We start from the raw sequence: 26,335 nt of genomic DNA, 5'->3' as shown, positions 1-26,335 counted from the left end.
ACCTTCTGGGGTTTTGCATGCGCTTTGAAATGATTACTCCCGAGAGTCCGCTGCGGCCGGCCGTCGAAGGCATGGTGCGCAGTGTGTTCCGGAACGAATACGACGCTCAAATTACGGAATTTCCTGGCCGCATGATCGTCGTGCTGGATGATGCCGGTCAGCCACGATGCGCTGCTGGTCTGCGTGATGCGACAACCGGCTTCTTCAGTGAACAGTATCTCGACTGTCCCATCGAAAGAAGGATTGCCGCGGCTGTCGGCAAGCCGGTAGGCCGCGATTCCATTCTCGAGCTTGGTTCGGTTGCCGCCAGTAGGCCCGGTGCCTTGCTTATGCTGCTCCGCGGTTTCGCGAGTCTTGGCCTGGGCTCAGGCTATCGCTGGGGCGTGTTCACGGCGACAGACCGGCTGCGCCGGCTTGCCGGACGTATGGCGATCGATATGGCGGATCTTGGGCCGGCCAGGCCGGAGCGTGTCCTCAATCCCGGCAACTGGGGCCGCTACTATGACAATGATCCGCGGGTCTGCGCGGTGGAAGGGCTGCCGGCCGAAACTCGTCTGGAGGTATCGAGGCTTCCCGGCGACGCGGTCCTGTCCGCCATGGAGGCGGCGCAGTGAGCGAGGTTCTGGTGGCGCTGGGCGAGATGGCGGCACGATGCGACGGGCGCCCCGCTTTTACTGATTCGAGTGGGTCGGTTTCCTTTGCAGGCCTTGCTCGCCGGGTGGCGGGTGCGGCAGCCGTCATGAAGGCAATGCCGGATACCATCGGGCTTCTGTCGGCGAGCAGCATCGACTGGATCGTGGCCGATCTTGCCGCCTGGGCGACAGGTAAGACGCTGGTGCCTTTGCCGCATTTCTTTTCCGATGCGCAGCTTTTTCACATCATCACCGATGCAGGTGTGCGGCTTGTGCTGGCGGAAGAGTCCCAGCGGCACCGTATGCAGGCGGTACCGCATGCCCCGATACCGATGATGGAGGCAAGCTGGGTTGGCGCGTCTATGGCGGGGCGGCGCATCGTCTACACGTCGGGATCGACGGCGGCCCCCAAGGGTGTCTTGCTCGCAAGTCAGCAGATCAATCACAGCTGCATGGCCCTGCTGTCGGCCAGTCAGGCAGGTCCATCCGACTGTCATCTCTCGGTCCTTCCGTATTCTCTTCTGCTTGAGGCCATCTGCGGCATTTACTTGCCCATCATGGCGGGTGGCTGCTGTGTGATTGCTCCCGATATCGTCGCGGCGCAGGGCGCGGATATTGCCGTCAGGCTGGGCGAAACGGTCATGCGGGAACAGCCTACGACCACGGTCCTGGTTCCGCAGCTGGTGCAGGCCTGGGTGCTTGCGGCATCCGTCGGCCGGGTCGGCATTCCCGACGGCCTGCGCTTTGTCGCGGTTGGTGGCGCGGCAGTCCCCGATGCTGTCGCGGCCCGGGCGTGGGATCTCGGGATTCCGGTCCATGAGGGCTATGGCCTCACCGAATGCTGTTCGGTCGTTGCGGTGAACCGTCCGGGCGATCGCCGGGCCGGCACCGTAGGGCGCGTACTGTCGGGATATGATGTGAGAATTGCCGATGACGGAGAGATCGTTGTCGGAAGCCGGTCGGTGGCCGACGGATATTTGGGACGCGAAGATGGGCCCGATGGTTTGCTGTGGCGCACCGGCGACCTTGGCCATTTCGATGCGGATGGCTATCTGCATGTTTCCGGCCGCAAGGACAATCTGCTCGTCACAGGCAACGGCCGCAATGTTGCGCCGGAATGGGTGGAGACGATGCTGTTGGCGGATCCGCGTATTGGCCGCTGCATCGTCCTCGCGGCGCCTGACGGTGTGTTATCTGCTTTGATAGAGCCCGCTCCGCTGGGTGTTGCGTGGCTCGGCGCAGCCGACAACAAGCGACTGCATGACCTGATACAGGCATTGACCAAGGCGGCGCCGGATTACGCCATACCGCGCCGTCTGGCCATTGTTGCCCCCGACCTGCTGGCGCAGGCCGGATTGCTCACGCCGAATGGCAGGCCGCGCCGCCGCGAGATCGCTGCCCGCTACGACGACTTCTTTTCCGCTCCGCTGGAGCAGCCCCTGGAGATGCAGCATGCAGTTCTTTGACAGACTTTTTCTGGAAACCAAATCGGAACGCGAGGCCTTTATCGGCACGCCGGTGATCCAGCAGGCCCTCCGGCAGGGCGTGCCGACGGGCATGTATCTGGATTTTCTCGGCCAGGCCTATCACCATGTGCGCCATACCTGCCGTTTGCTCAGCGCCGCCGTGGCGCATTGCAAGGACGATGACAGTCGCTACATCCGTGCCCTTCTCGAATATATCCGTGAGGAGCAGGGGCACGAGGAATGGATTCTGGATGATATTCGCGCCCTTGGTGGTAATGCGGAGGCAGTGAGGGCCGGTCAGGGCGATCTTCCCTGCCGGTTGATGGTGGCCTATGTCTATTATGCCATCCAGCATGTGAGTCCCTATGCCATGCTGGGAATGGTCCATGTGCTGGAGGGAATGTCGGCGGCGCTGGCTACGCTTGCGGCTGACACGTTAAAATCATCGCTCGGCATCAGTGATAACCGCGGATTCAGCTATCTCGGGTCGCATGGATCGCTGGATCAGGAGCATGTCGCCTTCTTCCGCGATCTCGTAAATGGCCTCGACAGCCCATCCGACCAGGACGCGATCATTGATACTGCCCGCGTCGTTTATCGTCTGTATGGCGACATGTTTCGCGCAATAGCGGACCAGCACAGGGCGGTCGAACATGCTGCTTGAGGGGCGCAGGGCCGTCATCACCGGCGGCGGCGGCGGCATCGGACAGGCTCTGGCCCTTGCGCTGGCCAGCCGTGGCGTCCGTCTTGTTCTGGTGGGGCGTCACGCCAAAACCCTTGACGAAACCGTCGCCCTACTCCCGCGGGGCAGTTCTGCCCAGACGGTTGTTGCCGACATCACCACATCGGCAGGGCGCTCTGCCATTGTACAAGCCTGCCAGATATCTGGCCTGGATATCTTGATCAACAATGCCGGCACAGTGGTGAGCGGCATCTTCGACGATTTGGCCGATAGCGATCTGGAGGCCATGGTCGCGACAAATGTTACCGCGCCCATGGCCTTGATCCGCGATCTCTTGCCGGTCCTGCGAAAATCCGATCGTCCGCGCATCGTCAACATCGGCTCTGTCTTCGGAGATATCGGTCATCCTTGTTTTGCGGCCTACTGTGCCACGAAATTTGCATTGCGCGGACTGTCCGATGCTCTGCGCCGTGAGCTGGCGGATGACCGGATTGGTGTGACATATGCGGCGCCGCGTGCGACCCGTACCGCTGCGGCTGATGGCTTTCACGACTTGATAGGCCCTTTCGGAATGGCTATGGACGACCCGATGGATGTGGCGGCACGGATCGTCACAGCGGTCGAACGGGAAGCCAATACGATCTACGCCCGTGGCCCCGAACAGATTTTCGTCCTGCTACAGCGGCTGTTGCCAAGAATGGTTGATTGGGGGCTGATCAGGAAGTTCCGCCAGGTCAGGTTGCGGCTCAGGCCGGCAGCGACCCATTGACGTCATCCGCCTGCCGCAACGAAACTGCCATTGAGGCGTTTCGTTGCGGCAGAGGCGGAGGATGACATGAAGGTTGTTGCGATTACCGGCGGGGCGCAGGGCATTGGGCGCGGCGTCGCGCTGGGCTTCGCCGCGGCCGGCTATGCGGTCTCGATTGCTGATCCGGCCCATGACGCCGGCGCCGAGCTTCTCGATATCCTGAAAACACGTGGCGCGAAGGCCAGCTTCGCCGTTACTGACGTATCCGATCCGCAGGCGGTCGAAGCCTGGGTGATGCAGACGGTGCGCGAGCTCGGCTGCCCCGCCGTGCTGGTCAACAATGCCGGCTTCATGATCCGCAAGCCGTTCCTTGAGCTGCGGCTGGCCGACTTCGACGTGGTGATCGCCACCAACCTGCGCGGCACCTTCATCTGTTCGCAATTGGTGGCGCGCGAGATGGTGAAGCGGGGCGAGGGCGGGTGCATCATCAACATGGCCTCCACCCGGGCCTTCATGTCGGAGCCTGATACAGAAGGCTATACCGCCTCCAAGGGCGGCGTCTTCGCGCTCACCCATGGCATGGCGATCAGCCTGGCCGAGCATCGCATCCGGGTGAACAGCATCAGTCCGGGCTGGATCGAGACGCGCGACTGGCAGTATTCCAAACGCGCCAAGACGCCGCAGCATTCAGAGGAAGACCGCGAACAGCATCCGGTCGGCCGCGTCGGCACGCCTGAGGATATCGCGCAGGCCTGCCTCTATATCGCAGGCGCCGGGTTCATGACCGGGCAGAACATGATCATCGACGGCGGCATGAGCGTGAAGATGATCTATGCCGAGTGACGGCTAGTATCAGGCAAAAGCGATATTGTGCGTCTTCAGCGGTACCGAGCGGATGCGTTTCCCGGTCGCCGCAAAGAAGGCATTCAGCACCGCCGGTGCAGCCACCGTAATCGTGGGTTCTCCGACACCGCCCCAGAAACCGCCACTGGGCATGATGATCGTCTCGACTTTCGGCATGTCACTGATGCGCATAGAATTATATGTGTCGAAATTCTCTTGCTCGATACGGCCATCCTTCACCGTGCATTCGCCGTAGAACAGCGCCGACAGGCCGAAGACGAACGAGCCTGCGACCTGTCGCTCGATCTGCGCCGGATTGACGGCATGGCCTGGATCGGTGGCGGCGACAATGCGGTGGACCTTGATCTTGTTGCTGTTGACCACGGAAATTTCGGCGACGGCGGCGACGTAGCTGCCAAACGACATCTGCTGGGCGATGCCGCGGAAAACCCCTCGGGGTGCGGGCCTGTCCCAGCCGACCTTTTCGGCAACGGCATTCAGCACGGCAAGATGCTTGGGGTGATTGGCCATCAGCTTGCGCCGGAAAACCAGCGGGTCCTGACGAACGGCATGCGCCAGCTCGTCCATGAAGCATTCCAGGTAGATCGCATTCTGGTTGGCATTCACGCCGCGCCACACTCCTGGTGGGACATGGGGATTGCGGATCGCATGGTCGATAAGCAGGTGGGGGATCGTATAGCCAAGATTGGCCGGTCCGATATTGCCCGGGATATTGTTGGCCAGTCCCTGAAACGCGAAGGGATCCATGCCGTTCTGCAGGGCTTCGGGGTTGGCACTGGCGAAAATCGATTGCCCGGAAATCCGCATATGCAGGCCGGTCAGATTGGCATTAGCGTCGAATGCGCCGGTGAGCTTGCACTGCGTCAGCGGGTGGTACCTGCCATGGGTCATGTCCTCTTCGCGCGACCACAGCAGCTTGACGGGAATGCCCGGCATCTGCCTGGCGATGACCACGGCCTGCTGAACGTAGTCGCTCACACCACGGCGACCAAATCCACCGCCCATCATGACCTTGTGCACGTCGCATTTCTCGATGGGCAGGCCGGAAGCCCGCGCCACGGTCGCCAGGGCGATGTCGGCATTCTGGGTACCGGTCCAGACCTCGCATTTCTCCGGCGTATAAAGCGCCGTCGCATTCAGCGGTTCCATGGGGGCATGAACCTGATGCGGGTATGAATAGACCGCCTCCACTTTTTTCGCGGCCGTTGCAATGACGGATTTCGCGTCGCCAGTTTGGTTGCCGGCAAAGGCTGGCTGTGCGGGGTCAAGTCCCTCTGCCACCCATGCTGCGGTGGCGGCGCTGGAAGCCTGGGCATGTTCGCCCTCGTCCCATACAATGGGCAGGGCATCCAGGGCGGTCTTGGCGTGCCACCAGGTGTCAGCCACAACCGCAACGGCGCTGTTACTGACCTTGAGAACAGCCTTCACACCCTTCATGCGGCGTATCTTGCTATCGTCGAAAACTTTCAGCGTGCCGCCGAAGACCGGACAATCCTTGATTGCGGCATTCAGCATGCCGGGCAGCTTGACGTCGATGCCGTAGACCATCTTGCCGTTGGTCTTGTCGACCGTGTCGATGCGCAGTACGGGCTTGCCGGCGATCTTCCAGTCTTTCGGATCTTTTAGGGCAAAGGTGGTCGGCGGCTCGAGCTTTGCGGCGGCGGCTGCCACCTTGCCGTAGGTGATCGTGCGGCCCGAGGCCGCATGGGTGATGACGCTGTTGGCCGTGGTGCATTCCGTGACGGGCACGTTCCACGCGTTGGCGGCAGCCTGCAGCAGCATGATGCGGGCTGCGGCACCACCCTTGCGCATGTAATCCTGCGATGCGCGAATCCCGACGCTGCCACCGGTGTAGAAACTGCCCCAGACCCGCTTGCGGGCGAGGTTCTGGCCCGGTGTGGGATATTCGGTCGCGACCTTCGACCAGTCGCAGTCGAGCTCTTCCGCCACGAGCTGGGCGAGGCCCGTCAGCAGGCCCTGGCCCATTTCGGACCGGGCAACGCGGATGATCACCCTATTGTCCGGCTGGATGACGACCCAAGCGTTCACTTCCGGCGCGTCATCTGCCTGTGCCTCGGATGAGCCAAAGGGAATGCTCAGCCCGAGCGTCAGTCCGCCGCTGATGGCGGCCGTACCAATAACGAAGGCGCGACGGTTGAGTGCAATGGGAGCGTTCATGGCAGTCCCTCAGGTGCTCGCGGCGGCATGAATGGCCGCGCGAACTTGCTGGAAGGTGCCGCAGCGGCAGATGTTCGTGATGGCCTCGTCGATATCCTTGTCGGTCGGTTTCGGATTCTCGCTGAGCAGCGCCGCCACGGCCATGATCATGCCGCTCTGGCAATAGCCGCATTGCGGCACGTCATGAGCGATCCAGGCCTGCTGCACCTTGTGCGGCGTGCCGTTGGCCGCCAACCCCTCGATGGTTGTGATCGCCTTGCCGACCGCGTCCTCGACCAGTACGCCGCAGGATCGCGCGGCCACCCCGTCGATATGAACCGTGCAGGCCCCGCATTCCGCGATGCCGCAGCCATATTTGGTGCCCGTCAGGCCGGCATGTTCCCGGATTGCCCATAACAGCGGTGTGTTGGTGTCCGCGTCGATCTCGACGGTCTTTCCATTGATCGTAAGGCTGGGCATGTATCTTCACGTTTTGACGTTGAGGTGTCTGTCCCGCCTGTTTATGCTGCCCCCTGTTGCGTGAAAATGCATATATTTGCAGACCACTTGTGGAAAAATGCGCAAGCGCCATGGACTGGGATAATCTCCATTATTTTCTGGCCCTTGCCCGGGCAGGGAGTCTTTCCGCCGCCTCCAAGGCGTTGGGGACGGACCATTCCACCGTGGCGCGCCGTATCGCGGCGTTGGAAAAAGCCCTTCAGTTGCGGTTGGTCGACCGGCGGGCACGCTCCTACAGCATCACGGCTGTCGGGCAGGCGGTCTGCGCCATGGCGACCCGGGCCGAAGTGGCGATCGAGGAAATCGAGCGATTCGCCCGCGGCAATGCGGCATCACCGGAAGGTCTGGTGCGGGTGAGTGGACCGCATGCCATCATCGCGCATTTCGTCACCCCGCGTTTCATGGCGCTGCAGCGCCGGTATCCCAATGTGCAGCTGGAGCTGATCGGGGAGGCGAACGAACTGTCGCTTAGCCGGCGCGAAACCGATGTTGCCCTGCGTCTGACCAAGCCGCGCGAGAGCGGTCTGGTGATGCGCAAACTGGGAGAGATCAATTACGGCCTGTATGGCGCGCGGAGTTATCTGGCCACGCGATCAACGGAGGAATGGGATTATCTCGGCTTTGATTCAAGCCGCGATCACGCGCCCCAGCAGAAATGGCTCAAGACGCTGACCAATGGTCGCGAGCTGGCGCTTCGGGTCAATGACATGGCGGCGGTCGTCGGCGCCGTTCGCGCCGGCCTCGGCGTTGCGGCGTTGCCGCGCGGCATGGTTGGCCAGGACAAGGCATTCAAGGAAATCAAAACTCCGACGCCGGCGCCGTCGCGCGAGCTCTGGCTGGTTTTCCATCGCGATGTCGGAAAGGCGCCGGCGATCCGCGCCGTGATCGACCATCTCGTGGCGATCTTCAAAAATGACTGGGGGCCGTCGAAGCGGTCTTCGTCATGATCCGGTTCTAGTCTGGAAATGGCTGGGGCGGGAGGGATCGAACCTCCGAATGGCGGTACCAAAAACCGCTGCCTTACCGCTTGGCTACGCCCCAGCAGAGCCTGATCAAAACGGCCGGTCAGGCGGGCCGGACAATACTGGGGGCTGGGGCCGGTTTCAACCCGCCCCAGCCTTAACCTGCGGCCGTCGCCGCCACCCACCATTTCGGATAGGCGCGGCCGATATTGCGGGCAGCGAAATCGGCATCCCGCTTCTCGGCGAACAGGCCGAAACAGGTCGCCCCTGAACCCGAAAGTCTTGTCAGCAGGCAGCCGGCCTGGGCTTTCAGCGCGGCCAGCACCGGGTCGATCTCGGGCGCCATGAAACGCGCAGGCGCTTCCAGGTCGTTGCGGCGCGCGCGCAGCAGGATCGCCAGATCGGCGGCGCTGTCGGGCCGGCGCTCCAGCGGCTCCGGCGCGCTGAACTGCCCCGCCAGCGCCGCGAAGACATCCTTGGTCGCCAGCGCGACGCCGGGATTGACCAGCACCAGCCAGAAGGGCGGCAAGGGCGGCGCCGGCGCGAGTTGCTCGCCGATCCCCTGCATGAGCGTGGCGCGGCCCTGCAGACAGGCCGGCACATCGGCACCCAGGCGAATGGCGGCATTGCCCAATGCTTCGTCATCAAGCGCGATCCGCCACAGCGCGCGCAGGCAATGCAGCGTGGCGGCCGCGTCGGCCGAGCCGCCGCCAATCCCCGAGGCAACCGGCAGGGTCTTGGTCAGGGTGAGCGCCGCGCCTTTCATGGGGCCGGTCAGCAGGTTCATCGGCCGCAGCAGCTCGGCGGCGCGCAGCACCAGATTGTCGGCAGCGGGGTCGGCCTGCAGGCTCTTCGCCTGTTGCCCGTCGATGGACAGGGTCAGTTCTTCGGCCGGCACGACCGCGATGCGGTCGCAGGCCGCGGCATCCTGCGCGAAGACGACAAGGCTTTCGAGCGTGTGGTAACTGTCCGCACGCTTGCCGGTGACATGCAGGAACAGGTTGATCTTGGCCGGCGCCAGCCGGCTCAACGCTGTTCCAGTCATGATTACTTCGCGGCGACCGGGTCGAGGCCGTGATCGATCTTGCGCTGCACGGTCAGACCCAGGTCCTGCTCGGGGTTGAGGCCGAGCGCACGACGCCACTGGAATTTCGCCTCTTCCTGGCGGCCGACGCGCCAGTAGGCATCGCCCAGATGGTCGGTGATCACCGGATCGCCGCCTTTCAGTTCGACGGCGCGCTCCAGCTGCACCACGGCTTCGGCATAGCGGCCCTGGCGATACAGCGCCCAGCCGAGGCTGTCGATGATGGCGCCGTCATTGGGGCGCAGTTGGGCCGCGCGCTCGATCATCTTGGTGGCACGCTCGACATGGCGGTGCATGTCGACCCAGGAGTAGCCGAGATAGTTCAGCACCAGCGGCTGATCGGGCTGCAGCTCCAGCGCCTTCAGCATGTCAACCTCGGCCTTGTCCCACTGCTTGGATCGCTCATAGGCGATGCCGCGGCCGAACACGATGCTCCAGTGGCGCTGCTCCAGGCGCGGAATCCGCTCCAGTGCGCTGGTGTATTCCTTCGCCGCCTCGGGCCACTTCTCCATGTTGCGATACATGTCGGCAAGCGTGAGCAGGGCGCGCGAGCTGGCCGGATCGGCGCTGGCCATGCGGCGCAGGATGCGCACGGCTTCATCCGTGCGGCCCAGTTCGTTGATGCACCAGGCGGCACGCAACTGGGCGCTCTCGCTGTAGGCCGAACCGGTCGCGACCTTGCTGTACATGGTCAACGCCTGATCGTAGCGGTTGCGGCCCTCATAGATGTCGCCCAGCAGCATGCGGGCATCGTCGAGATCGGGGCGCATGAACAGCGCGAGCTGCAGGTGCAGCTCGGCCAGTTCGCCGCCATCCGAGCGGCCCAGCGCCGAGGCCGAGGCGAACATGGCTTCCGCCATGCCTTCCACCGCGTTACCGACCAGTGGCTGCGCGGCTTGGCCGCGACCGGCATCGAGACGCTTCAGCGCATGCAGCAGGACCGGGTTGTCCGGGTTCTGCACGAGGTGCTCGTTCAGCAGCCGGCGCGCTTCCGCGCCACGGCCCTGGCGCTCCAGGAAGCGGCTGTAGCCGTCGACCAGGCGGGTGCCGGCGCGGTCGCGGCCTTCGACGGCCTCACGATAGGCGGCCTCGGCCGGTTCGGGCTGATTGAGGATTTCCAGCAGCAGCGGCTTGAGATAGGCATGCACGCCGCTCAGCAGCGGGTGACGTTCCAGGCGTTGCAGGTTGGCGATGGCCTGGTCGCTTTCGCCGTTGCCGGCATGAGCAAAGGCGGCGAGCAGCGGATTGAAGGCGGCGTGAATGCCGCCGGTCGGGCCGTCGGCCACCAGCTTCAGCACGCCGTTATAGTCGCGCGCCAGCATCATGGCCGAGGCTTGGGTCATGCGCGGCAGGTATTCGCCGGGGTTGAGCTGGCGCAGCGGCGGTACCAGCGTCACGGCTTCGGCCACGCGGCCATCGGCGATCAGGGCGACGAACGCGCCCTGCGCCAGCAGGCTGCTGCCCGGATCGTCACGCAGCGCGCGGAGGTAATAGTTGGCGGCGGCGGTGTTGTCATTCATCTCGCGCGCATGCCGCGCGGCGAGGAAGTTGCCATAGGGAGAGTCGAGGCGATAGCCGCCGCGCGACGAGGTGCCGGATGGACCGCCTTGCGTGCTGCAGGCAGCCAACGGCAGGATGACAGCCAGCAAAAGCGTGGCCGCCAGTCGGGGTGAGGTACGTCGGTTACGGGAGGCTGTGTCTGTCATGGCTCACATGTTGGGATAATTCGGACCGCCGCCCCCCTCAGGGACGGTCCAGTTGATGTTCTGCGCGGGATCCTTGATGTCGCAGGTTTTGCAGTGGACGCAATTCTGCGCATTGATCTGGAAGCGCGGGTTTTTGCCCGCGTCGTCCCGCAGCACTTCATAGACACCGGCGGGGCAGTAGCGCTGCGCCGGCTCGTCGAATTTCGGCAGGTTCTCCGCAATCGGGATCGACGGGTCCTTCAGCTTCAGATGGATCGGCTGGTCTTCCTCATGGTTGGTGTTCGACAGGAACACCGAAGACAGCTTGTCGAAGCTGATCTTGCCATCGGGCTTGGGGTAGACGATAGGCTGGCAGTCCTTGGCCAGCTTCAAGGTCTCGTGATCGGCCTTGGTGTGGCGCGTGGTCCACGGCACCAGGAAGCCCAGGCCCAGATCGTTCAGCCACATATGGATGCCGCCGAGCAGCGTTCCGATCCACATGCCGTACTTCATTGCCGGCTTGACGTTGCGCACCTTCCACAGGTCCTTGAAGGACCAGGAGGCGTTGAAAGCCTCGGGATAGGCGGTCAGCTCATCGCCGCCCACTTGTCGACCTTCCTGGGCGCCGCCCTTCAGCGCATCAAAAGCGGCTTCGGCGGCCAGCATGCCGGACTTCATCGCGTTGTGGCTGCCCTTGATGCGCGGCAGGTTGACGAAACCGGCCGAGCAGCCGATCAGCGCGCCGCCCGGGAAGGTCAGCTTCGGGATCGACTGCAGGCCACCCTCGTTGATGGCGCGGGCGCCATAGGAGATGCGCTTGCCGCCCTCGAAGACATCGCGCACCGACGGATGCGTCTTGAAGCGCTGGAATTCATCGAAGGGTGAGAGATAGGGATTCTCGTAGCTCAGGTGGATGACGAAGCCCACGGCCACCTGGTTGTCTTCCAGATGGTACAGGAAGCTGCCGCCGCCGGTGCTGTTGTCCAGCGGCCAGCCCTGCGTATGGACGACGAGGCCGGGCTGGTGCTTGGCCGGATCGACCTGCCACAGTTCCTTGATGCCGATGCCGAACTTCTGCGGATCGACGCCATCACGCAGGTTGAACTTCTTCTGCAGCTCCTTGGCCAGCGAGCCGCGCACGCCTTCGCCGATCAGGGTGTATTTGCCGCGCAGCTCGACGCCGGGCGTATAGCCCGACTTGTGCTCGCCGTTGCGGCCGATGCCCATGTCGCCGGTGGCGACGCCGACGACTTCGCCCTTGTCGCCATACAGCACTTCGGCAGCGGCGAAACCCGGGAAGATTTCAACACCCAGCTCTTCGGCCTGGCTCGCCAGCCAGCGGCAGACATTGCCGAGCGAGACGATGTAGTTGCCGTGATTGTTCATCAGCGGCGGCATCGCGATATTCGGGATCGGGATGTGATTGGACTCGGTCAGAATCCAGAAGCGGTCGGTCGTCACCGGCGTATTCAGCGGCGCGCCCTTGGCCTTCCAGTCAGGGATCAGCTCGTTCAGCGCGATCGGATCGATCACGGCGCCGGACAGGATATGGGCGCCGACCTCGGAGCCTTTTTCCAGCACGCAGACGGAAATCTCGTGATTCTGCTCGGCAGCCAGCTGTTTCAGACGGATTGCGGCGGCCAGGCCGGACGGGCCGGCGCCGACGATCACCACGTCATATTCCATCGATTCGCGTTCAGACACGGGGCACCTCTGAATTGATGTCTTTTTTATTTTGGGGGCATCACTGCTGGTCAGCTTGACGCTCCCTGCCTGCTTACCAGACTATAGGGGGCAAGCCAACGGCGCGACCACTGGCCGGACCCGATGAACGCCACGGAAACCTCTGATTTTCCACCCAGTCTCCTTGATATTGCCCTGTTCTATGCCGAAGCCGGTGTGGACGAGGCGATCGGCGATGTGGCAATCGACCGCACCACGCTGCCCCAGCCTCAGCCTCAGGCGCAGACCGCGCCGAAACCTGCCGTAACGGCACAGGCTGGTGCTGCGGCCCAGACCGGGAATCCCCAGACTGGGAATCCAACGTCCGGCCCGGCCTTCGGTGCCGCCGCCTTCCAGGCCTCGCGCCCGGCCCAGATGCCCAGCCCGGCGCTGCTGTCGGGACAGGCGGTGGAAACCGCCGCCACCAAGGCGGCGCAGGCCTGCAACACGATCCCTGAACTCGAAGCGGCGATCAAAGCCTTCGACGGCTGCGCGCTGAAGGCCACCGCCACCAACACGGTAATCGCGCGCGGCAACCCGAAGGCGCCGCTGATGATCATCGGCGAAGCGCCGGGACGCGACGAGGATGCGCAAGGGTTGCCGTTCGTCGGCGAGAGCGGCCAACTGCTCGACAAGATGCTCAAGGCCATCGGCCGCGACGAGAGCAACGTCTATATCTCGAACCTGCTGTTCTGGCGTCCGCCGGGCAACCGCGATCCCTCGACCGAGGAACTGCTGGCCTGCCGGCCGTTCATCGAGCGCCTGATCGAGCTGGTGCAGCCCAAGCTGATTGCCTGCGCGGGCAAGTTCTCGGCCGCGACGCTGCTCGGCACCACGCAGGGCATCACCCGCGTGCGCGGTCGCTGGCATGAGTACAAGCGCGGCGATCTGGTGATCCCGGCGATGCCGCTGCTGCATCCGGCCTATCTGCTGCGCCAGCCCGGCGTGAAGCGCGAAGCCTGGCGCGACATGCTGGAGCTGAGCGCCAGACTGGAAGAGATCGCGTAGGGATGACGCGCATCTTCTACGCCCCCGTCTTCTATGGATGGGTGGTGGTCGCCGCCGCCTTCCTGGCGATGTTCACCTGTTTCGGCGCGGCCTATACCTTTCCCGCTTTCTTCGAACCCCTGAGCCGTGAATTCGGCGCCACGCGCGGCACCGTCTCGCTGGTGTTTTCCGCCGCCGGCTTCATCTATTTCGCGCTCGGCGCGGTCAGCGGCCGTCTGGCAGATCGTATCGGGCCGCGCCCGGTGGTCGGTTTCGGCATGGCCTGCATCGGGCTGGGACTCATTGCTGCCAGCTTCGCCGACAGTCTCGCCAGCATCGTCATCTTCTATGGCATCGGCATCGGCATTGGTGTCGGCTTCGCCTATGTGCCGGCAATCGGCACCGTGCAGCGCTGGTTCATCGCCAAGCGCGGCCAGGCCTCGGGCTGGGCGGTCGCCGGCATCGGCATCGGCACCATGGCCGCGCCACCTGCTGCCGCCATCATCATCGAGCAGCTGGGCTGGCGCGAGGCGTATGTTGTTTTCGGGATCGCTGTATTGGCGCTGGGTGCGCTGGCCACGCTGCTGCTGCGCGCCTCGCCGGCCGTGATGGGCCTGCAGCCGGATGGCGCAGCGGCTGCGCCGCAGAACACCCCCGGCGTCCCATCCGGCCTCGATCTCGGCGCCACGCTGCGCCATCCCAGCTTCTGGCTGCTCTATGCCGCCGGCGGCCTCAACTGCATCGGCACCTTCGTGCCCTTCGTCCATCTCGCGCCCTTCGCCATGGACCAGGGCTTGAGCCGCAGCGAGGGCGTCTGGCTGGTCGGCCTGATCGGCGTCGGCAGCACGCTCGGCCGTTTCGTGCTCGGTGGCCTGGCCGACCGCATCGGGCGCGGCCGCTGCCTCAGCCTGATCATGCTCTGCACCGGCGTGGCGCTGCTCTACTGGATCGTGGCGCAGGGCTTCTTGGCGCTTGCCGTCTTCGCGCTGGTCTTCGGGCTGTTCTACGGCGGGTTCGTCGCGCTGGTGCCGGCGGTGACCGCCGATCTCTTCGGCCTGCGCGCCATGTCCTCGGTGCTGGGCGTGCTCTACACGTCTGTGGCGCTGGGCACGCTGCTCGGGCCGACGCTCGCCGGCTGGGTCTTCGATTCCACTGGCAGCTACACCTGGCCGATCCTGATCTGCGCGCTGGGCTGCGTGGTCGCCGCCGGCATCGTCCTGCGCCTCCCGCAACATATTGAAAAATAAGGCCGCTACCCTCGGTTGACGTAACTTTACTTGTCCCCTCCCGCCGCATGCGGTATCCGGGAGACCGTTTTCGGGTTGGGGGCAATCATGCGTCTTGGGGGGATCGGCCTTATCTGCGGGCTGCTGCTGGCTGCCGTCAGCCCAGCCATGGCCCAGACGACGTCCGAACTGCCGGCCGTACTGGCCGCCGAGGACGTTGACCGCTACCAGCGCATCTTCGATTTCCAGACCGATGGCGAATGGGCCAAGGCCGATCGCGAGATCAGCCGCCTCAAGGATCGCGTGCTGATCGGCCATGTGCTGCAGCAGCGCTACACCCATCCCACCGCCTATAACGCCTCCTATGCCGAACTCAGTGACTGGATGGCGAAGTATCGCGACCATTCCGGCGCCGAGGAAATCTATCGGGCGGCGCTGAAGAAGAAGGGCCGCAAGGACAAGGCACCGGTCGTGCCGCTGGGCACCGACATGGGCGAATACAATGGCGAGCAGCCGGGCCAGGTCGCCACCACACGCCGCATTCCGCAATCGAAAGATCGCGATCCTGAACATCGCAATGCCATTGTGCAGGCCGAAGGCCAGTTCAACGCGCTGCTCAAGCGCGAGCGGCTGGGCGAGGCCGAGGCCTTTCTCAACAAGCCCGATGTGCGCAGCAAGCTGAGCGCCGTCGAGTTTGACGACTGGCGCCGCCGTCTGGCCTGGATGTCGGTACTGGAAGGCCAGGACGAGCGCGCGCTCAATCTGGCCGGTGCCGCCGCGCAGCGCTCGCGCGCACGCCTGTCCGAACCCGACTGGGTCGCGGGCCTTGCTGCGTGGCGACTGGGCAAATACGACAATGCCGCGCATCACTTCGAGAATCTGGCGTTTTCCAAGGTCGCGACCAGTTGGGAACGCTCGGCCGGCGCCTGGTGGGGGGCGCGCGTGCAGTTGCGCCTGCGCCAGCCTTCGGAAGCTATCCGCCTGCTCGAAATCGGCGCGCAGCACGAGCGCACCTTCTATGGCCAGCTCGCGCTGGCCCAGCTTGGCACCGACCAGCCGTTGCGCTGGACGCCGCCGCCGCTCGATCCGGCGGAGGCCAAACGTCTGGCCGATATTCCCGCCGTGCGCCGCGCGCTGGCCTTGAGCGAAGTGGGCGAGGCCGTACGCGCCGACCGCGAAGTGCTGCGGCTGTTCGCCCAGTCGCCCGACCAGCTTGCCGGTGCGCTGCTGGGTCTGGTCAGCCGCATGCAGGCGGCGCCGGCCTCGTCGATGAAGATTTCGATCGCCTGGTACACGGTGAAGGGTGAGGGCTACGACTCTGCGCTCTATCCGTTGCCGCCCTGGGAACCCGAAGGCGGCTTCAATGTCGACCGCGCGCTGGTCTTCGCCTTTATGCGGCAGGAAAGCGCTTTCAATGCGCGCGCCATGAGCACGGCCGGCGCCACCGGCCTGATGCAGCTGATGCCCAAGACCGCCGGCGCCGTCGCCAACGACAAGAGCCTGCATCACAAGACCGGCCGTCATAAGCTGTTCGCGCCGGAATACAATATCGAGCTGGGCCAGAAGTATCTGCAGCACCTGCTGGAAATGCCGATGATCCGTGGCAACCTGCTGTACCTGACCGCTGCCTACAATGCCGGTCCGGGCAACCTGCAGAAGTGGCTGCGCGCCTCGCCCGACCAGAACGACCCGTATCTGTTCATCGAGACCATCCCGCTCAGCGAGACACGCAACTTCGTGCAGCGCGTGCTGACCAACTACTGGGTCTATCGCACCCGTATCGGCCAGCCCAATACATCCTTAAGCGCCACCATGACCGGCGGCTGGCCGGTCTATCGCGGCCTGGATCGTGGCGACCAGCGCGCCGAAAGAAAGTGATAAATCTCCGGTTGGCCCTTCTTGGGGCAATGCTTCCCGTTCTTGCGGCGTGTTCCGGTGACTCTCTGGTGACGTCAACTAGAATTCCCCGAGGGACGGTTGGGACTGATGCCCAGCAGCCAATATCGGTGTTTGGCCCCGTGACGTCGCGTGAAGGCATTGTGATCGGCAATGCGCGCGTATATTCGACAGGGAATGCTGGCTATTTCCAATATGAATGGTTCCCGAATGAAGAATTCGGAAAGTTGCCTCTGCGGGAATTGGCCTTTCATTGTCAGCCGAGAGACCGTCCGAATATAGCGATGGTTTCCGCCACCACCGCCAGCCATGTGTCGAGCATAAGAAAACTTGAAGAGTGCCCACCGGGCTCGATTGTTTGGCTGCAAATCCGATAACCGGGACCTAGGTTTCATCTATTGCAGATCCTAGGTTATGATCGTCTCAGTTACGAAGGAGCCGCCATGACCGAATTGCAGCCGCAGTCCTTTGTCGATGCCGATGGCAAGCGCCTGTTCGTGCCGGTGCGCATCGCCGTGCTCACCGTTTCCGATACCCGCAGCTTCGACGACGATAAATCCGGCAACACGCTGGCCGAGCGCCTGACCGAGGCCGGGCACCAGCTTGCCGCGCGCGCCATCGTCAAGGATGACGTGGCCGAAATCCAAGGCCAGCTCACCGACTGGATCGATGACGACACCGTCGATGTCATCCTCGCCACCGGTGGCACCGGCGTGACGGGGCGTGATGTCACGCCCGAGGCCTTCGAGGGTATCTACGAGAAGAGCATCCCCGGTTTCGGTGAGCTGTTCCGCATGCTCAGCTATCAGAAGATCGGCACGTCGACGATTCAGTCGCGCGCCACCGCTGGTGTCACGCGCGGCACGTATCTCTTCGCGCTGCCGGGCTCGCCCGGCGCCTGCCGCGATGCCTGGGACATGATCCTGAAAGACCAGCTCGACTATCGCCACAAGCCCTGCAACTTCGTCGAACTGTTCCCGCGCCTGCGCGAGCATGAGCGCCGCGGCGCGGGCCGATAAGACCCGCCTGTAAACTGGCCCCATGTATTTCGGCTAAACTGGCGCTTTTACCGGGACCGCTGCTAGGGTAATCCGATCAGATCGCCCTTTCAGGAATCCGTCCATGTCCGACATCGTCATCCGGCCTATCGCCGCCACCGAGCGCAAGCAGTGGGAGCCGCTCTGGCTCGGCTATCTGGCCTTCTACGAGAAGAGCGTGCCGCCGGCCGTCACCGACGCCACCTGGCAGCGCCTGCTCGATCCTGCCAATGCCATCGAGGGGCTGATCGCCTGGGAAGGCGAAGTGGCGCTGGGGCTGGTGCAGTATCTGCTGCATCCCTCGACCTGGAACATCGGCGGCAACGTCTATCTGCAGGACCTGTTCGTGGTCCCTGAGTCGCGCGGTAAACGCATCGGCCGCCGGCTGATCGCCGCCGTCACCGAGATTTCGAAGGCCAAGGGCGCCGGGGTGCTCTACTGGCAGACGGAGGAGTTCAACGGCACCGCCCGGCGGCTCTATGAGCGCGTGGCCAAGCGCGCGCCCTTCGTGCGCTACAATATCGAACTCTGACACGAGTCATTTTCTGGCCGGTTTTCCCGGCTTTCTCAAGTTCTTGAAATGTTCTTTTCGCCGCGATATCCTCGCGGCCATGAAGAAGGTCGTCCAGAGGGCTGTTTCCACCGCTGAGGACCACGCGCACCCCGATGCGCGGCGGGGCCGGGGTGCGCTGTCGACGGTGCGCAGCCGCTACGACACCGAGACGCGGCAGAAGCAGGACGACGGCTGGGACAATCTGGAAGAGGCCGACCCGATCCGCACGCATCTGCACGAGGATGCGACGCGCAGCATCATCTCGTGGAACAAGTCGCCCGACATTCCCTTCGACCGCTCGATCAATCCCTATCGCGGCTGCGAGCATGGCTGCATCTACTGCTTCGCGCGGCCATCTCATGCCTATCTCGGCTTTTCGCCCGGGCTGGATTTCGAGACCGAGATCATGGTCAAGCGCAACGCCGCCGTGCTGCTGCGCAAGGAGCTGGCACACAAGACCTACAAGGTCGCCACCCTGTCGATGGGGACCAACACCGATCCCTACCAGCCGGTCGAGCGCGACCTGAAGATCACCCGCAGCATCATCGAGGTGCTGCTGGAGACCCGGCATCCGCTCGGCATTGTGACCAAGAACCATCTGGTCACCCGCGACATCGACCTGCTGGCGCAGATGGCGAAGCTCAACCTGGTGAAGGTCTATCTCTCGGTCACCACGCTGGACCGCCACCTTGCCCGGAATATGGAGCCGCGCGCCTCCACGCCGGGCAAGCGGCTGGACGCCATCCGCATGCTCAACGAGGCCGGCATTCCCTGCGGCGTGATGACCGCGCCGATGATCCCGGCGATCAATGACATGGAAATGGAAGACCTGCTGCAGGCCGCCTGGGAGGCCGGCGCGCGCGAGGCGGGCTGGGTGTTCCTGCGGCTGCCCTATGAGCTGCGTGAGCTGTGGCGCGAATGGCTGCAGGCGCATTATCCTGATCGTGCGTCGAAGGTGATGAAGCTGATCCAGGATGCGCGCGGCGGTCAGGATTACGTCGCCGACTTCGGCGACCGCATGCGCGGGCAGGGCGCCTATGCCGATCTGATCGCCCAGCGCTTCCGGCTGGCGATCAAGCGCATCGGCTTCAACGAGCGCCGGCTGTCGATCCGCAAGGACCTGTTCCAGCCGCCGGTGCTGGATACCAGGCAGGGGAGTCTGTTCTGATGGCCAAGAAGACCAACCAGGTGCCGAAGAAGACCGATGTGCGCAAGATGGCGCCGAAAAAGCCGACCGACCGCCTGCGCAGCATCTGCATGGCGCTGCCCGAGGCCGAGGAGCGCGAGACCTGGGAGATTCCCACCTACCGCATCCGCAACAAGATCTTCGCGCTGGAAAGCGCCATCGACGAGCGGCCGGCCGTGTGGTGCAAGGGGCAGGAGGGCAGCCAGGAGCTGCTGGTCAGCGCCGATCCGCAGCGCTTCTTCGTGCCGCCCTATCTGGGCCACAAGGGCTGGATCGGTATGTGGCTCGACAGGAAGGCCGACTGGGCGGAAGTGGCCGAGCTGGTGCGCCGCAGCTACGTGCTGATCGCGCCGAAGAAGCTGGCGGCCCGGCTGGGTTGAACCGTCACGGCCGCATGAACGTGTAGTCGCGGTCTTCCAGATTCTCGATGGCGAACTGCAGCTCCGAGCGGATGTCGTCAAGGCTGCGCCCCGATTTCATGATCCGGACCGCTTCGGTCAGCAGGTTGCTCGCCACGGTCTGCGGCGCGATCGTCTGTGTCGCGGCCTCGGCGAGCGCCGCTTCCACATGGCGGTTGACGAGTTCATAGGGACTGGTCATCGGATGGCCTCCTGTCCCCAGTCTGCCCGGCCTCTCGCCGGGCCGGCTTGATGCACGTCAATCCGCCGGTGCTTTTCTCAGGCGAAGGGCCAGTCTTAAGCAAAAGGGTAGGGTCCGGGGAAATTGCCAATCGGGCAGAGATGCGTGATCAGGCCGGTATCGGCCTTCCAGTGATGCAGCAGGAAAGCCGGCGGCTCGACATAGGACTGCGGCTTCGCGGCCGGATCGAGTTGCAGCGCGATGGCGGTGGTGGTGCTGGGAGCAGTGCACAGCGCCGTGCCGCCGAAGCGCAGCTGCATGAAGCGATGCACATGCCCGCAGGTGACGCGCTCCACCGCCGGATAGCGGCGCAGCAACGCCTCCAGCAGCGCGCCGCCCTCGCACCAGTAGGGATCCATGTAGGGAATGCCGGTGGCGAATGGCGGCTGATGCAGCATCAGGATGGTCGGGCGGTCCGGCTCGGCCGACAGCGCGGCCTCCAGCCAGGCGATCGCTGCTTCATCGATGCGCCCGTGATGCAGGCCCGGCAGCGTGACGTCCAGCGCGATGATGCGCACCGGCCCACGGTCGTTCACCACGTAATGCAGCGGGCCGCCAGCCGGATCAGCAGGCAGATATGTCTGGTCGGCAAAGGCTGCGCGGAAGGCGGCGCGCTCGTCATGATTGCCGGGGATCGCCAGCCAGGGAACCTGCAGCGCCGCCAGCAGCGTGCGCGCCATGGCGTATTCCTCGGGCGTGCCATGGTCGACGATGTCGCCGCTCAGCAGCACCAGGTCTGGGCGCGGCTGCCAGGCATTCAGCTGCGCCACGGCGGCGGCGAACATGGCATTCGAGTCGACCGTATCCTGATAGAGCCGGCCGTGTGGACGGATATGGGGATCGGAAAGCTGGGCGATGAGCATGGGAAGGTGGGGAAGCCGGAGGGAGGCGCGTTATTCTTCAGTACCCTGCGGAACTCCGCCGCGCCAACCCTGTTTTCCTGCTGCCCCGGTCAAAAGACCGCTTTGCAGGAGAATCCTCCATGGCCGACCGCGAATTCAGCCCGTTCAGCATGACGCTCAACCCTTTTCGCGCCCTGGACCGCCAGATCGACCGCATGTTCGACGACGGTTTCGGCGCGGCCTCGGCCGGCACGCTGAGCCGGACCGGCGCACCGCAGAGCGATTCCGCGCTGCCCATGCCGGCATCTTCATTGTTCATGCGCGTGGTCGGCATCACCACGCGCAGCAAGTCCTGAGGAGACGCCCATGGCCAGCCGGGATTCCCCCAAGCACGAGCGTGTCAGGGAAACCGAACGCACGCTGAAGCATGCCAAGGAAAAGCATGTGGACGGCAAAGAGGTTGGCGACAAGCTGCCACCCGATCCCAAGGGCCGCGACAAGCTGCCGAAGCAGCCTGGTCAGACCATCGTCAACCCGGACCCGGACTGAAGCTGTGCCTGCCGGTCAGTCGGCGGCATCCACCACATTGTAATCGTCGTCTTCCGGCCAGGCCGTGTCGTTCAGCCGGCGCTGCGCATCGAGCAGATGCGTGATCGCATCGCTCAGCGCCTCATTGCAGTTCGCAACATCGCGGATGATGCCCTTGGTATCCACAACACCATTGCCGAATACGGCCTGCAGGTCGTTTTGCGCCTGCATCACCTGTTCCAGAATCTGCATGCTGGACTGATAGGCGGTTTGCAGTCGGGTGGTGGCAACCATGGCGCTCTCCTGTCGAGTCTCACTCCCCCGCAGGCACAATGCTGAACCGGCCGGCAGGGCGGTGCCAGCGATAATTGCTTAACAAAAAAAATCTCTGCAGGTGCGGAACTCATCCGCACAACTGGGATCCTCGCAGAGGACGGCGAAAATTTCAGGGGTGCGGCTGCGAATACCAGCATAGCGGGTTGCGGCCCTGTATTCGCGCTGCCGGATCGCGCAATATCGGGGAAGATTGATGTGTCATCCTGAGAGGGGAATTCCATGCGTATTCTGGTGGTGGGCGCCGGCTCGACCGGCGGCTATTACGGTGGCCGGCTGGCGCAGGCGGGCCGTGACGTCACCTTCCTGGTCCGTCCCGGCCGCGCGGCACAGCTGCGCAAGACCGGCCTGCAGATCGTCAGCCCCACCGGCGACGCCAATCTGACGCCGAAGCTGGTCACCGCCGATGCCATCGACGGCCATTATGATGCCGTGCTGTTGACGGTGAAGGCCTATTCGCTGGAGGCGGCGCTCAACGACATGGCGCCGGCGGTGGGTCCTGAGACCATGATCATTCCGGTGCTGAACGGCATGCGGCATGTCGATGCCATCACGGCGCGCTTCGGCGAGAGGGCGCTGGTCGGTGGGCTGTGCCGGATCCCGGCCCAGCTCGATGACGACGGCCGGGTGATCCAGATGGGCAAGTTCCACGATCTCGCCTATGGCGAGATGGACGGCAGCACCACGCCGCGCATCCAGAAACTGGATGCGGCATTCAAGGGCGCCGGCTTCGACGCCAAGCTGACATCGCATATCCGGCGCGAGATGTGGGAGAAATGGGTGTTGCTGGCGGCGCTGGGCGGCATCTGCTGCCTGATGCGCGGCGCGGTGGGCGAGGTCGCGGCGGCTCCTGGCGGCGTGGAGTTTGAAGCGGCGCTGGTGGACGAAGTGGTGGCGGCCGTGAAGGCCGTCGGTGTCGCGCCGAGCGATGCCTTTGTGGCCAATACGCGCGAGACGCTGACCAGACAGGGTTCGGCCCATACCTCGTCGATGTATCGCGATCTGCTGAAGGGCAGTGCGGTGGAGGCCGACCAGATCGTCGGCGACCTGATCGCGCGGGCCAAGCAGGTCGGCATGGCGATGCCGCTGCTGTCGCTTGCCTATATCAACCTCTGCGCCTACCAGAACCGGCTGAAGGCAGCCTGAAGCGCTATCAATCGCGCTTCGAGGGCCACAGCCGGCGCGGATCGACGCCATAGGGGAAGCGCAGGACCAGCATCAGAGCGATGCCCAGCATCGGCCACTGGAACCACAGCCGCCCCGGGCTGGTCATCAGGTTGATGAGGATCAGTGCGATCAGCACGGCGCCGAAGCGCCAGGCATTGCGTTTCCATTTCAGTAGCGCGGCTTCCGTGTCGTCGGCTTCGGATGCGGGCGCGGCGGGCTGCGCTGGTTCAACCGGCCGCACCGCATGGGGCGCGCCAGCGCCGCCCATCTGCACACGATAGGCCTGCACCGGCTCGGCGATATTCTTGATTTCGCGCGCGCCGATGAAGTCGAAGCCGAGGTCGAGTTTCTTGCGCACCTGCTCGAACACCATGCCGGAAATGCACACGCCGCCTGGCTCGGCCAGCGATTCAAGGCGCGCAGCGATATTCACGCCTTCGCCATAGATGTCGTCGCCGTCGATCATCACGTCGCCGATGTTGATGCCGATGCGGAACTGCATGGCCGGCGCCAGCGGTTCGTCGGCATTGCGTAAAGAGAGCCGCCGCTGGGTTTCCACGGCGCAGAAGACGGCCTCAACGGGCGAGGAGAATTCGGCCAGCAGGCCGTCGCCCCAGGTGTTGATCAGGCGGCCATGGTGGCGCTCGATCTCGGCCACCATCACTTCGCGATACTGCTTCAGCCGCGTCACCGTGCCGACCTCGTCGCGCTCGACCAGCGCGCTGTAGCCCTGCACGTCGGCGCAGAAGATGGTCGTCAGTTTGCGGCGGATGCTGTCGGCGGCCTCGGTCATTGGAAATCGTCCCCTCGTATGATGCGAGTATACGCCGCTGCCTGTCGGGCGCCGCGCCTTTCAGCGCCGGCTGTGACGACGGGCAATGAAAGCGGGGCGGGCGGCGGTTTGACTTTATGTTCGATTTATGTTCTTATTTCAAGGCTGCTGTTGCCCATCGTGAATACGGATTTCTGGTCACAGGGGCCATCCGGCCCGAACTGGCGGCGGCTGGCTGGGAACTGGCTCCAACTGGACGCAACTGGCGTCAACTGGCTCTAACTGGCCGGCAACTGGCACGAACCGGTCGCCCATTTGGCGTGAACTGGCCGAGCTGGAGCATAACTGTCCCAGGTATTTCAATGGTTTGGCCGAAAAGGGCAGGGATGGTGGGCCCGGCTGGACTTGAACCAGCAACCAGACCGTTATGAGCGGCCGGCTCTAACCAGTTGAGCTACAGGCCCACGCTCCCCGCTGACGAGGGGATCCCCCGTCATGAAAAAGGCCCCGGCTTTGAGACCGGGGCCCTGATCTCTGTCGCTCCGGACCGCTTACGTATCCAGGAACGAGCGCAACTTACGCGACCGGCTCGGGTGCTTCAACTTGCGCAGAGCCTTGGCTTCGATCTGGCGGATACGTTCGCGGGTGACCGAGAACTGCTGGCCGACTTCTTCCAGCGTATGGTCGGTGTTCATGCCGATGCCGAAGCGCATGCGCAGCACGCGCTCCTCTCGCGGGGTGAGCGTCGCCAGAACGCGGGTCGTGGTTTCGCGCAGGTTCGAGTTGATCGCGGCGTCCACCGGCAGGACGGCGTTCTTGTCCTCGATGAAATCGCCCAGATGGCTGTCTTCCTCGTCGCCGATCGGCGTTTCGAGAGAGATCGGTTCCTTGGCGATCTTCAGCACCTTGCGCACCTTCTCCAGCGGCATGCCGAGCTTGGTCGCCAGTTCTTCCGGCGTCGGCTCGCGGCCGATCTCATGCAGCATCTGGCGGCTGGTGCGCACCAGCTTGTTGATCGTCTCGATCATATGCACCGGGATACGGATGGTGCGGGCCTGGTCGGCGATCGAGCGGGTGATCGCCTGACGGATCCACCAGGTGGCGTAGGTCGAGAACTTGTAGCCGCGGCGGTATTCGAACTTGTCCACCGCCTTCATCAGGCCGATGTTGCCTTCCTGGATCAGATCGAGGAACTGCAGACCGCGGTTGGTGTACTTCTTGGCGATGGAGATGACGAGGCGCAGGTTGGCCTCCACCATTTCCTTCTTCGCCACGCTGGCTTCGCGCTCGCCTTCACGCACCTGCTTGTAGATGCGCTTGAATTCCGAGATCGGCAGGCCGAACTCGGTGGCAATCGTCGCGATCTGCTCGCGGATCGGATTCACTTCGCGCGAGGCGGCTTCACCGAAACGCACCCAACCCTTGTGGCTCTTCAGCTTGGCGACCTTGGTCATCCAGTTCGGATCGAGTTCCTGGCCATCATACTGCTTGAGGAACTCGTCGCGCGGAATCTTGAAGCTTTCAGCCGAGCGCAGCAGCTTGCCTTCCAGCATCATCAGCCGCTTGTTCAGGCCGTACATGCTTTCGACCAGGCTTTCGATGCGGCCGTTGTTCAGGTGAACCGATTCCATCAGGACAATCATTTCCTGCTTGGACTTGGCATAGGCCTTGTCCTTGCGGACATCGGCATCGGCATGCGCCAGAGCCGCCTGCAGGCGCTCTTCCTGCGTTTTCTGCAGCTTCTTGTAATGCTTGGCGATGGCATCGAAGGCTTCCAGAACCTGCGGCTTGAGCTGGGCTTCCATCGCGGCGAGCGACAGGTTGGCCTCGTCTTCCTCGTCAGGCTCTTCCGGCGCGGCGGCAACTTCCGGCTCGTCGCCGGGCGCTGCATCCTTGACCTTCTTCTTTTCGAGCTTCTCGGCCTTCACCGGCGGCGGCGCGGCAACAGCCGGCTTTGCCGGCTTGGCCTCTTCCTTCGGCGCAGTGGCTTCCTCGGCCTCGTCAGCTTCCACACCATCAAGGGCCGCATTATCCGGGCCGCCGGCGGAACCGCCCAGCGTCGCTTCCAGATCGACCACGTCGCGCAGCAGGATCTTGCCGTCGACCAGGTCGTCGCGCCACTTCACGATCGCCTGGATGGTCAGCGGGCTTTCGCAGATCGCGCCGATCATCTTTTCGCGGCCGGCCTCGATGCGCTTGGCGATGGCGATTTCGCCCTCGCGCGACAGCAGCTCGACCGAACCCATTTCGCGGAGGTACATGCGCACCGGATCGTCGGTGCGGTCGACCTCGGCCTTGGCCGGCGCAGTGGCGGCAACTTCGCCGTCACCGCTTTCGCTGTCGCCGTCGCCTTCTTCCTTGTCGACAGCGGCTACGCCGCCGTCCTCCTGCTCTTCGGATTCAACGATGGTGATGCCCATTTCGGACAGCATCGCCATGGTGTCTTCGATCTGCTCGGACGAGACATGCTCCGGCGGCAGCACGGCATTGATTTCGTCATAAGTGACGTAGCCGCGCTCCTTGGCCTTGGCCAGCATGCGCTTGATGGCAGCCATCGACGCGTCGATCAGCGGCGTGTCAACGGTCTCTTCTTTTTCGGGTGCTTCTGCGGTGTCAGGGGCCGCTGCCTGTTTTGCCATGCCGGGTCC

General features: G+C 63.9%; 26 protein-coding genes and 2 tRNA genes. 16 read left to right on the top strand and 12 right to left on the bottom strand.

What is annotated here, in order from left to right; genetic code table 11:
• Positions 1-17 precede the first annotated feature (17 nt).
• From AC1RRT_RS02105 to AC1RRT_RS02085, 5 genes are all read left to right on the top strand, one after another.
• The gene (locus AC1RRT_RS02105; protein WP_493011997.1) at positions 18-614 is read left to right on the top strand and encodes a thermostable hemolysin; all 597 of its coding nucleotides are present in this window, start codon (positions 18-20) and stop codon (positions 612-614) included.
• Positions 611-2,098: an AMP-binding protein gene (locus AC1RRT_RS02100; RefSeq protein WP_493011996.1), complete on the top strand. Its 1,488-nt coding sequence runs from the start codon at positions 611-613 to the stop codon at positions 2,096-2,098. Before AC1RRT_RS02105 ends, AC1RRT_RS02100 begins: the two co-directional genes overlap by 4 nt.
• A complete protein-coding gene (locus AC1RRT_RS02095) occupies positions 2,085-2,762 on the top strand; it encodes an iron-containing redox enzyme family protein (RefSeq protein WP_493011995.1) in 678 nt (225 codons plus the stop codon). The genes AC1RRT_RS02100 and AC1RRT_RS02095 overlap by 14 nt, the downstream gene beginning before the upstream one ends.
• Positions 2,752-3,549 carry an SDR family oxidoreductase gene (locus AC1RRT_RS02090; protein ID WP_493011994.1) on the top strand — a complete coding sequence of 266 codons (798 nt, stop codon included), beginning with the start codon at positions 2,752-2,754 and terminating at the stop codon, positions 3,547-3,549. Before AC1RRT_RS02095 ends, AC1RRT_RS02090 begins: the two co-directional genes overlap by 11 nt.
• 66 nt (positions 3,550-3,615) lie before the next feature.
• Positions 3,616-4,371 carry an SDR family NAD(P)-dependent oxidoreductase gene (locus AC1RRT_RS02085; protein ID WP_493011993.1) on the top strand — a complete coding sequence of 252 codons (756 nt, stop codon included), beginning with the start codon at positions 3,616-3,618 and terminating at the stop codon, positions 4,369-4,371.
• 9 nt (positions 4,372-4,380) lie between these two features.
• On the opposite strand, the gene AC1RRT_RS02080 is transcribed toward AC1RRT_RS02085, so the two are convergent.
• Entirely contained in the window at positions 4,381-6,570 is a 2,190-nt protein-coding gene (locus tag AC1RRT_RS02080) for a xanthine dehydrogenase family protein molybdopterin-binding subunit (protein ID WP_493011992.1), read from the bottom strand.
• A 9-nt stretch (positions 6,571-6,579) separates the two neighbouring features.
• Complete coding sequence (locus tag AC1RRT_RS02075) at positions 6,580-7,029, bottom strand: (2Fe-2S)-binding protein (RefSeq protein ID WP_493011991.1); 450 nt, start codon at positions 7,027-7,029, stop codon at positions 6,580-6,582.
• A gap of 110 nt (positions 7,030-7,139) precedes the next feature.
• Here AC1RRT_RS02075 and AC1RRT_RS02070 point away from each other — a divergent pair, with 110 nt between their 5' ends.
• Positions 7,140-8,015 carry a LysR family transcriptional regulator gene (locus AC1RRT_RS02070; protein ID WP_493011989.1) on the top strand — a complete coding sequence of 292 codons (876 nt, stop codon included), beginning with the start codon at positions 7,140-7,142 and terminating at the stop codon, positions 8,013-8,015.
• A 19-nt stretch (positions 8,016-8,034) separates the two neighbouring features.
• Here AC1RRT_RS02070 and AC1RRT_RS02065 read toward each other — a convergent pair.
• The 4 genes from AC1RRT_RS02065 to AC1RRT_RS02050 form a co-directional block, all read right to left on the bottom strand.
• Positions 8,035-8,109, bottom strand: a tRNA-Gln gene (locus AC1RRT_RS02065).
• Positions 8,110-8,187: 78 nt separating this feature from the next.
• Positions 8,188-9,075, bottom strand: a complete 888-nt coding sequence (locus tag AC1RRT_RS02060) for a 4-(cytidine 5'-diphospho)-2-C-methyl-D-erythritol kinase (protein WP_493011988.1) — start codon at positions 9,073-9,075, stop codon at positions 8,188-8,190.
• A 2-nt stretch (positions 9,076-9,077) separates the two neighbouring features.
• On the bottom strand, positions 9,078-10,820 hold the full coding sequence (locus AC1RRT_RS02055; protein WP_493011987.1) for a tetratricopeptide repeat protein: 1,743 nt from the start codon (positions 10,818-10,820) through the stop codon (positions 9,078-9,080).
• A gap of 3 nt (positions 10,821-10,823) precedes the next feature.
• Positions 10,824-12,485, bottom strand: coding sequence for an electron transfer flavoprotein-ubiquinone oxidoreductase (locus AC1RRT_RS02050; protein ID WP_493015119.1), 1,662 nt, complete (start codon positions 12,483-12,485; stop codon positions 10,824-10,826).
• A gap of 141 nt (positions 12,486-12,626) precedes the next feature.
• On the opposite strand from AC1RRT_RS02050, the gene AC1RRT_RS02045 reads away from it, so the two are divergent.
• From AC1RRT_RS02045 to AC1RRT_RS02015, 7 genes are all read left to right on the top strand, one after another.
• Entirely contained in the window at positions 12,627-13,529 is a 903-nt protein-coding gene (locus AC1RRT_RS02045) for a uracil-DNA glycosylase (protein ID WP_493011986.1), read from the top strand.
• Positions 13,530-13,531: 2 nt separating this feature from the next.
• Complete coding sequence (locus AC1RRT_RS02040; RefSeq protein WP_493011985.1) at positions 13,532-14,755, top strand: MFS transporter; 1,224 nt, start codon at positions 13,532-13,534, stop codon at positions 14,753-14,755.
• A gap of 87 nt (positions 14,756-14,842) precedes the next feature.
• Positions 14,843-16,612, top strand: a complete 1,770-nt coding sequence (locus AC1RRT_RS02035; RefSeq protein WP_493011984.1) for a lytic transglycosylase domain-containing protein — start codon at positions 14,843-14,845, stop codon at positions 16,610-16,612.
• Positions 16,613-17,073: 461 nt separating this feature from the next.
• Positions 17,074-17,649, top strand: coding sequence for a molybdenum cofactor biosynthesis protein B (moaB, locus tag AC1RRT_RS02030; protein WP_493011983.1), 576 nt, complete (start codon positions 17,074-17,076; stop codon positions 17,647-17,649).
• A gap of 103 nt (positions 17,650-17,752) precedes the next feature.
• A complete protein-coding gene (locus AC1RRT_RS02025; RefSeq protein ID WP_493011982.1) occupies positions 17,753-18,199 on the top strand; it encodes a GNAT family N-acetyltransferase in 447 nt (148 codons plus the stop codon).
• Between the two features lie 79 nt (positions 18,200-18,278).
• Positions 18,279-19,388 (top strand): PA0069 family radical SAM protein, encoded by a 1,110-nt coding sequence (locus tag AC1RRT_RS02020; RefSeq protein ID WP_493011981.1) that lies wholly within the window; start codon positions 18,279-18,281, stop codon positions 19,386-19,388.
• Positions 19,388-19,786, top strand: coding sequence for an MmcQ/YjbR family DNA-binding protein (locus tag AC1RRT_RS02015; RefSeq protein WP_493011980.1), 399 nt, complete (start codon positions 19,388-19,390; stop codon positions 19,784-19,786). The genes AC1RRT_RS02020 and AC1RRT_RS02015 overlap by 1 nt, the downstream gene beginning before the upstream one ends.
• Positions 19,787-19,790: 4 nt before the next feature.
• Here AC1RRT_RS02015 and AC1RRT_RS02010 read toward each other — a convergent pair whose 3' ends face one another.
• Positions 19,791-20,006: a hypothetical protein gene (locus AC1RRT_RS02010; protein WP_493011979.1), complete on the bottom strand. Its 216-nt coding sequence runs from the start codon at positions 20,004-20,006 to the stop codon at positions 19,791-19,793.
• A 95-nt stretch (positions 20,007-20,101) separates the two neighbouring features.
• Positions 20,102-20,908 (bottom strand): phosphodiesterase, encoded by an 807-nt coding sequence (locus AC1RRT_RS02005; protein ID WP_493011978.1) that lies wholly within the window; start codon positions 20,906-20,908, stop codon positions 20,102-20,104.
• Between the two features lie 119 nt (positions 20,909-21,027).
• Between AC1RRT_RS02005 and AC1RRT_RS02000 the strand changes: the two genes are divergently transcribed.
• Both AC1RRT_RS02000 and AC1RRT_RS01995 read left to right on the top strand, forming a co-directional pair.
• Complete coding sequence (locus AC1RRT_RS02000) at positions 21,028-21,243, top strand: hypothetical protein (RefSeq protein ID WP_493011977.1); 216 nt, start codon at positions 21,028-21,030, stop codon at positions 21,241-21,243.
• A gap of 10 nt (positions 21,244-21,253) precedes the next feature.
• On the top strand, positions 21,254-21,436 hold the full coding sequence (locus AC1RRT_RS01995) for a hypothetical protein (protein WP_493011976.1): 183 nt from the start codon (positions 21,254-21,256) through the stop codon (positions 21,434-21,436).
• A gap of 15 nt (positions 21,437-21,451) precedes the next feature.
• On the opposite strand, the gene AC1RRT_RS01990 is transcribed toward AC1RRT_RS01995, so the two are convergent.
• The gene (locus AC1RRT_RS01990; protein ID WP_493011975.1) at positions 21,452-21,709 is read right to left on the bottom strand and encodes a hypothetical protein; all 258 of its coding nucleotides are present in this window, start codon (positions 21,707-21,709) and stop codon (positions 21,452-21,454) included.
• 261 nt (positions 21,710-21,970) lie between these two features.
• Between AC1RRT_RS01990 and panE the strand changes: the two genes are divergently transcribed.
• Positions 21,971-22,894 (top strand): 2-dehydropantoate 2-reductase, encoded by a 924-nt coding sequence (gene panE, locus AC1RRT_RS01985; RefSeq protein ID WP_493011974.1) that lies wholly within the window; start codon positions 21,971-21,973, stop codon positions 22,892-22,894.
• Positions 22,895-22,901: 7 nt separating this feature from the next.
• On the opposite strand, the gene AC1RRT_RS01980 is transcribed toward panE, so the two are convergent.
• The 3 genes from AC1RRT_RS01980 to rpoD form a co-directional block, all read right to left on the bottom strand.
• Positions 22,902-23,708, bottom strand: a complete 807-nt coding sequence (locus AC1RRT_RS01980) for an adenylate/guanylate cyclase domain-containing protein (protein WP_493011973.1) — start codon at positions 23,706-23,708, stop codon at positions 22,902-22,904.
• Between the two features lie 366 nt (positions 23,709-24,074).
• Positions 24,075-24,151 (bottom strand) — tRNA-Ile (locus AC1RRT_RS01975).
• Positions 24,152-24,238: 87 nt separating this feature from the next.
• A complete protein-coding gene (gene rpoD / locus AC1RRT_RS01970; RefSeq protein WP_493011972.1) occupies positions 24,239-26,326 on the bottom strand; it encodes an RNA polymerase sigma factor RpoD in 2,088 nt (695 codons plus the stop codon).
• Positions 26,327-26,335 lie beyond the last annotated feature (9 nt).

The sequence above is a fragment of the Ferrovibrio sp. GW821-FHT12B10 genome (genome assembly GCF_058807515.1).
The sequence above is the reverse complement of the archived record's forward strand: the minus strand, read 5'-3'. Positions and strand labels throughout refer to the sequence as shown.